Source organism: Sporomusa sp. (genome assembly GCF_035561255.1).
Classification (GTDB): domain Bacteria; phylum Bacillota; class Negativicutes; order Sporomusales; family Sporomusaceae; genus Sporomusa.
In genome coordinates, this window is the sequence record NZ_DATMXX010000222.1 from 1 (window position 1) to 6,417 (window position 6,417).

A 6,417-nucleotide genomic window follows, 5' to 3' on the forward strand; every position below is an offset into this window, starting at 1 on the left:
CTTGTTGATAGGCGTAAATGCCACCTTTTCCGCAATAAAAACCGGATCATAGGCATGAATAAAAATGCGGTTAGGAGAACTGGCAAAGTTGGCGCCTGAGGATAATATAGCTTCAAAATGAGATTGACAGGCGCCGGCAAAGATAACTAAATCATCGCGCGAAGGCTCAAATGTCCTGGCTTTCTTTACTGCTGCCACAAAGTATTTGGAGTTCCGATAGTTATTAATATCGCCGAAATCCTTTTTACTATTACCAACTAAAGCGTCATGCCCGGTAAGTACAAGAATATCAGGCCTAATCTCTTCTAATAACTCTATGATTACCTCAGCCTGTTTGCTTTCCTCTATCCAACGCCCCTCTGCCTGAATATTGAGCTGGTTATACGTTTTCAAACACATTTTAAGATATTCTTCGTCACCGTCCAGGTGCAAAACGCGTCCTGGCAAATCAAAAAAAGTGAACTTCTTCGTTGCTTCAGAGCGTCTTAACTCGAACTGTTCCCGCTCTCGACTGCGGCGCATCAAGACCCGTCTTAGTGTATCATTATGCATGCCTTCCATGCGCACAATTTCATTGCGCAAATGTTCAGCTTCAATTGGCATTAGGTCATCGATAGGCGAATCGGCCATTAACCGGAGGTGCAGCCCTTTTAAAACACAATGAATATGTTGAGCATCATCCTCAAACACATCCGTTACTTTGAAAACAATATCGCCGCCATGAGACTTTCTGACGACCAGATCGCCGACTTGAATGTCCACCGTAATCCCTCCCTCAGCTAGCACTGTGACTATTACATACTATGTATCGCCTATCTGAAGTGTCACAAAATTATCCTCTCAGGGCAGTAGCAAACGCCTGATACCCGCTATATACTATAGTGAGCCCCCGTGAGACCGCTTTATCTGATAGCACAGCACACGCATGCTTACTCCGAGGTGATGGACGTGATTTGCGTGGTCGTACCGGCCAAAAACGAAGGAGGCCGCATTACTACAGTATTACAAAATTTGGGAACTTTACCGATTGATCACATCATCTTGGTGGCGAACGGTTCAAAAGACAGCACAATGCGTGAAGCCTTAGCAATGCGTCTCCCAAAACTGCAGATTATTTACTTCCACGAATGTTTAGGAATTGATACCCCCCGTGCCATAGGTGCAAAAACAGCTTTGGCTCTGGGCAGCGACGTTGTCGTCTTTGTTGACGGCGACATGGTAGGCACCTTTAATGAAAACTTGATGGAACTGGTTGACGGTATATTATTGAAACATATGGATATGGCACTTACGAACTGTTATCCCTCTCCACCGCGTCATATTGAGCGGTATAACCCAACTTTCCAGTGGCGGCTTAACCTCAATAAAGAACTGGGGTTAGATAAAAAAATAAATTTGGCGAGTCCGGCCCATGGGCCGCACGCAGTATCCCGCCGTCTTCTGGAAACAATTCCGTTGCGCGAGTTAGCTGTTCCCCCGGTCACTATGGCACTCGCACGCCTGAATAAACTAAAAATTGATGTAGCAACCACCATTCCCCATTACCGTCTGGGTTCATCGGTAAAAAATCAGATTCATACCAACAAGATAATTGATACCATTGTCGGTGACTGCCTTGAAGCCATTGCCGCTTTCCATGACCAGAGCCGCAACCGTCAATGGCAAACCAAGACCTACTTAGGCTACCATATTGACCGTCGTTTTGACTTATTAGACCTGTTCTTAAGCGAAAAGCCCTGCTCGAAATGAGCAGGGCTTAAGTTTTTTTATTGTTTGAGGTTTGTCCAGGCATTCGCGATAGCAGCAAACTCTGCAAGCGACAACTGCTCGCCACGCCGCTGACCATCAATTTGGGCTTGATCTAACACCTGAATGAGTTCTTCTTTATCCAGTCCACCAGCCTTTAGGCCGTTAGCCAGGGTTTTCCGGCGTTGGGCAAATGCTGCTTTTACCACCCGGAAGAACATCTTCTCACTCTCGACCTTGACTGGCGGCTCAGATCGCACAGTACAACGAATAACGGCTGATTCTACAGCAGGTGCCGGGATAAACGCCTGAGGTGGCACCGTAAACATGATTTCCGGCTGAGTGTAATACTGAACCGCCACCGACAGCGCTCCGTAGTCCTTCCCTCCCGGTTTGGCAACCATACGCTCGGCTACCTCTTTTTGCACCATAGTTACTAGTAGTTCTATAGGCAACCGTTCCTCTAAGAACTTCATAATGATTGGTGTCGTAATATAATACGGCAGATTAGCAACAACTTTGTACTTTTCCTGATTAATTTCCCGGGAAATGTCGATTTTTAAAATATCACCATGGATTACTTTGACATTATCATATCCATCCAGTGTTTTAGCAAGTACGTCCAGCAGGCGGCGGTCCAATTCTACGGCCGTAACCGCAGCACCGGCCTCAGCCAGCCCCTGGGTTAATGTTCCAATTCCCGGACCGATTTCAAGGACAACATCCCCCTCAGCCACCTTGGCGGCTGAAACTATGCCATCAACAACATTGCTATCAATAAGGAAATTCTGACCCAGTCTCTTGCTCATATGAATACCGAAGGTCTTTAAGATATGTAATGTTACGTCTTTTTGCGCAATACGTGGTTTAATAGCCATAGTTAACCTTCCTCCACACCGCTGCGCTGTCCGGCTGCGGCATCCAAACTGGTAATCGCCGCAATAAATTCAACACGGCTAACACCATAGTGATTCAATCTATACAAAAAGCTTTTGGCATTAGCATAACCTATGCCTAAGCCTTCACCCACAGTTGCCCGTCGCATAGTTGCATCTGGCACTCCACTTAATCGGGCAGCCATAATATCCTGCCAGCTAAATTCGCCAGTTGGTTCCCATTCGTGCAGACGCACTTTACTTAGCGCGTCCCTAATGGCGTCAGGGGTTGCTTGTTCAATGCCAATATCATCATTAGCTGCTGCTAATTCCCGTGGTACAAAAGCATGTTTAGCCTCAGGAAATCGCTCAGACAAAAACTTACGGATACGTTCTCCGGCACTATCCGGATCGGTCAGAATAATAATACCCCGCTTTTTATACGCCTGTTCTATCCGGCTTAAGCAGCGCGGCAATAAATTGAAACCCTCAGTAGCGATACACTCAGCCTCAACTGCCCGCTTGACAGCGGCAATATCCTGTTTACCTTCAACCACTATAACTTCTTTAATCATTTAATCTACTCCATTGCTTATACAATATGAATTATCTTACCACATTTGTTGAGTTTTTATCTGTATAATGTCAACAAAGATTACAGAAATACTGACTATGAAACCGCCACAATGAGACGATTTCATAGTCAGATTGAAATATTACAAGATTAACAAATTCCAGTGGCCCACTCCATCAAGAGTCAGTTTCTTCTTATGATAACTATTCAGGGTATTCCTATGCCCAACACTAACCATAGCAGTTCCTGCCAAGCGTTCATGCAATAAGGCATACAACAGCCGTTCTGTTGGCTCATCAAGCGCCGATGTTGCCTCATCCATAAATAACCATTCCGGCTGATGGATAAGCACCCGGACGAAAGCAATTCGCTGTTGTTCACCTAAAGATAAAATATGAGACCAATCCTCAGTTTTATCAAGGTGGTTTTTCAATCCCTCAAGCTTACACAGTGACATAGCGGCCATAATTTCTTCGTCTGTTACCGGGCGGCCCGGGCCAGGATACAATAACGTATCCCGCAGAGTCCCGAGCGGTAAATATGACTTTTGCGGTAGAAACAAGATGTTATGCCCCTCTGGGATAGTTATTCTGCCCTGGGCATAAGGCCATAACCCGGACAAGGTCCGTAATAACGTACTTTTACCACTGCCTGATGGCCCTGCCACCAACAGTGATTCACCTGCCTGTATCGATAAGTTAAGATCAGAGAGGATTCGCCGCCCATCCGGCAGGTCTATGTTCAGTTCGCTCACAACTAATGCCGGTACAGGGCCTACCTTGATAATAGCATTGCGCGGAGGTAACCCGCTCACTTGCTGCATACTGCCAATAAAACCGGTAAGCCGGTCAACTACTGCCTTCCATTCAGCCATCGAGGCGTAACTCTCGACAAAGTAAGACAATGATTCCTGAACACTGCGAAATGCCTGGGAAGTCTGCAATAAGCCGCCAAGCTGTATTTCTTTAGCAAAATAACGCGGCATGGCCACTACCAAAGGAAAGATAAGCGCAATCTGCCCATAGCCGGAAGCAAACCAGGTCAGGTGCTTCCGTCGCTGCATAATCTGCCAGTAATTATCAAACACCTTGCCAAATCGTGATATAAAGGATCGTTCCTCGCGGGCCTCTCCGCCATAGAAGGCAATACTTTCGCTGTTTTCCCGCAACCGCACCAGACTAAACCGGAAATCGGCCTCATAGCGCTGTTGATCAAAATTTAGCCGGGCCAGCGGCTTGCCAATTTTATGGGTCAGCCAGGTACCGATTACCGAATAGACAATAGCTACCCACACCATATAACCGGAGACAGTCAGTTGTTGATTACCGAGAGGAATCACCATTGTCCCTGACAACTGCCATAAGATAGCGATAAATGATACCAGTGTTACAACTGCTTTGAGCAGACCTAATGATAATTGCAGGGTATAATTTGTAAAAAGTCTTAAATCCTCACTAATACGCTGGTCAGGGTTATCAGTGTAATGGTCAGTCAGTTGCAGCCGGTAATACATCTGATTTTTGAGCCATGTATTAAGGTATTTATGTGTCATCCAGCGCCGCCATTTGATCTCAAGCATCTGCTGGAGATAAAGCTGATAGACGGCCACAATGATGTAAAAAGCAGCCAACAGGCAAAATTGACCTAATTCGCTGAAAACTTCCTCTTTGTCAAAATTCTGGAGTGCGTTATAAAACCGGTTGAACCATTTATTAATCAGCACTAAAATATAAACATAAGTCAGGTTCAAAGTGACAATTACGGCAAGCAACCCGCCTGACCGCCATTTCTCCTCTGAACGCCAGTATTCGCGGGTCAAATTCCAGATATCTTGCAGAAATTTACGGTTTAAGCCAGGCAAGTGCATCATTCCCTTCGACCATTGGATTTGATCTTCTAACAATTCGCTGCACTATGCCGCTACTCCTGCCACTATTTGCTTCAGCTTCTTATTCTCTCAGCGCAAATAGTTTTTAGTCTATTTAGCAGGACTAAACAGTTATAGAAAAGTGGCACGAATAATAGACACCGCCACACAGCACCCAGTAAATAGTTACAATCAGCCGTTAAAAATGGCAACGATAATCAGCGTACAAAAAACAGGGCACAAGGCCCTGCTTTTTAATCTGTTAAAACATATACTTTTACCATCCGGCGGCCAAACCGCCAAGCCTCACTGGCATCCTCCATGCAAAGGTCAATCTTGTCCCCCACAATAGCACCACCAGTATCAGCAGCCAACCCCATTCCATAGCCCGGAACATATACATGTGTGCCAAGCGGAATAACGTCCGGATCAACGGCAACAATGCCTCTTCGCGCCGATATACCGGTAGCTGTCAAGCCCTGAGATGAACCATCTGTCGGTAAATAGGCACTGGCCTCCATGTAGCGGATGTTCCTAAAGCGCATAGTCCCGCGCGATGTATCTACAATATCCCGAGTGCCTACCCGGATGATCTGCGGTTTGGAGCTTACTGCCACCGTTTCTGCAAGTACATCAGCAGCTATCTTAACACCATCTTCAAAGCGCACCCGAACAGTTGCCTTCTTTAATCCGTTTTCTCCAGCCTGGATGGTTTCTTCTATGCCCTTTTCTAAAGTGGCGTCAGGCTGACGGACAACCTGATACAGATCAGGAGTTTCCTGCTCTTCTATTCGCTCACTTAACGTGACTGCCCGGATGTTCATTCCGGCAACAGGCTTGGTATCCTCCTCAGGTATTAATTTAATTCTCTCCTGGGGAATTCCCGTTTGACCGACAACGTCACGAACAGTGGGCTTCCCGGTAATTAGACTGGTGGTTTTTCCCTGATAGGTTACTGTTACCGGTATTGCCCGGAATACCTCAATGACGGTTCCGGTATTTACACTGGCTGTCGACAATCTGATTTCGTCTTCAGGGCTAAGCGTAATTCCGGCTTGCTTTAATATTTTGTGCGGACTTTTGTATAGCGTATTTACACTATACGTTTGGTCATCTGCTACAATATGTACTTTCTTATACGCCCAAACAAATCCGGTTGCCACCAGTGATGCCAGGAGCAGTGCGATAATAAATACCACTTTCCTGTTCCTGTACTTTGTCAGTACGGACATTTCATCACTCATGAATACCCCCCTTTCTGCGAGCCTATCAATTATATCATAACATGGTTGATCAGTCAAATTATCGACAAATCATAACCATAATTATCCACTCTCTATTGGGAGTATTACCAA

The 6,417-nt window shown here is 45.8% G+C and carries 6 protein-coding genes; 1 reads left to right on the plus strand and 5 read right to left on the minus strand.

The features are described from left to right. Positions 1-762, minus strand: a 762-nt coding sequence (yabG, locus tag VN379_RS11955; protein ID WP_325534097.1) for a sporulation peptidase YabG, incomplete at its 3' end; no start/stop codon positions are given. A 129-nt stretch (positions 763-891) separates the two neighbouring features. On the opposite strand from yabG, the gene VN379_RS11960 reads away from it, so the two are divergent. Beyond that, positions 892-1,749 carry a glycosyltransferase family A protein gene (locus VN379_RS11960; RefSeq protein WP_325534099.1) on the plus strand — a complete coding sequence of 286 codons (858 nt, stop codon included), beginning with the start codon at positions 892-894 and terminating at the stop codon, positions 1,747-1,749. Positions 1,750-1,766: 17 nt separating this feature from the next. Here VN379_RS11960 and rsmA read toward each other — a convergent pair whose 3' ends face one another. The 4 genes from rsmA to VN379_RS11980 all read right to left on the minus strand — a co-directional run bounded on the left by rsmA (position 1,767) and on the right by VN379_RS11980 (position 6,306). Beyond that, a complete protein-coding gene (gene rsmA, locus VN379_RS11965) occupies positions 1,767-2,624 on the minus strand; it encodes a 16S rRNA (adenine(1518)-N(6)/adenine(1519)-N(6))-dimethyltransferase RsmA (RefSeq protein WP_325534101.1) in 858 nt (285 codons plus the stop codon). A gap of 2 nt (positions 2,625-2,626) precedes the next feature. Beyond that, positions 2,627-3,196: a ribonuclease M5 gene (rnmV, locus tag VN379_RS11970; protein ID WP_325534103.1), complete on the minus strand. Its 570-nt coding sequence runs from the start codon at positions 3,194-3,196 to the stop codon at positions 2,627-2,629. Positions 3,197-3,337: 141 nt separating this feature from the next. Further along, positions 3,338-5,065 (minus strand): ABC transporter ATP-binding protein/permease, encoded by a 1,728-nt coding sequence (locus tag VN379_RS11975; RefSeq protein WP_325534107.1) that lies wholly within the window; start codon positions 5,063-5,065, stop codon positions 3,338-3,340. A gap of 251 nt (positions 5,066-5,316) precedes the next feature. Further along, positions 5,317-6,306 carry a 3D domain-containing protein gene (locus VN379_RS11980; protein ID WP_325534105.1) on the minus strand — a complete coding sequence of 330 codons (990 nt, stop codon included), beginning with the start codon at positions 6,304-6,306 and terminating at the stop codon, positions 5,317-5,319. Positions 6,307-6,417 lie beyond the last annotated feature (111 nt).